Raw genomic sequence first — 660 nt, 5'->3', positions numbered from 1 at the left:
CGATGAAAAACAAGTATATAGTCCGTTCCCGAATTGTCTCAAAAGAAATTTAGGGAAATTTTGAAGTATTTTTTTGCTTCGTTTCGTCTTGCAACTTTGCAAGAAGCCTTGATATTAAAGCTTCTAAAATTGCAAAAATTACTCAAATTTCAGAGCTTACTCTATAAAGAATCTTTAAGCAAATTAGAATCTTAATTGCACAAGAATGTGAAAAAAACTCTAAATTAAATGGTGAAATAGAAATTGTTGAGAGTTATTTCGGTGCAAAAAGAGTGCGTGGTAAAAGAGGCAAAGGAGCATTTAAAAAAACGCCTGTATTTTTACTTCGCGTTACACACTCGTCCCTTTGCAAGAAGGTATGTTAAAACGCTAGGCTAGCGTTTATACTCAAGTAGTAAAGAATTGCTCTAGTAGTGAGCTTTTGCCTAATTGTGAGATTCTAGCAATTTGCAAGAATCTATCATTCATAGTGATACTTGGAAAGCTTATGATTAACTTGTAGATTTTTTGCTTCGTTTCACTTGCAACTGCGTAGTAGAAGGTGCTAAAGAACATTTAGAGTAAAACACTCAAAAAATGAGTTTAGCTTAGCTAAGAATCACATAAATGCAATTGTGAACTTCTGAGGTTTTACTAAACATAGCTTAGCTAAATTTAAAG

General features: G+C 32.7%; 1 pseudogene. It reads left to right on the top strand.

Going from position 1 to position 660, the window contains the following annotated elements:
* Positions 1-2: 2 nt before the first annotated feature.
* Positions 3-623, top strand: a pseudogene (locus tag DMC01_RS12720) (transposase); the annotation flags it as partial.
* Positions 624-660: the final 37 nt, after the last annotated feature.

The organism is Campylobacter troglodytis (assembly GCF_006864425.1).
Taxonomy (GTDB): domain Bacteria; phylum Campylobacterota; class Campylobacteria; order Campylobacterales; family Campylobacteraceae; genus Campylobacter_D; species Campylobacter_D troglodytis.
The sequence above is the reverse complement of the archived record's forward strand: the minus strand, read 5'-3'. Positions and strand labels throughout refer to the sequence as shown.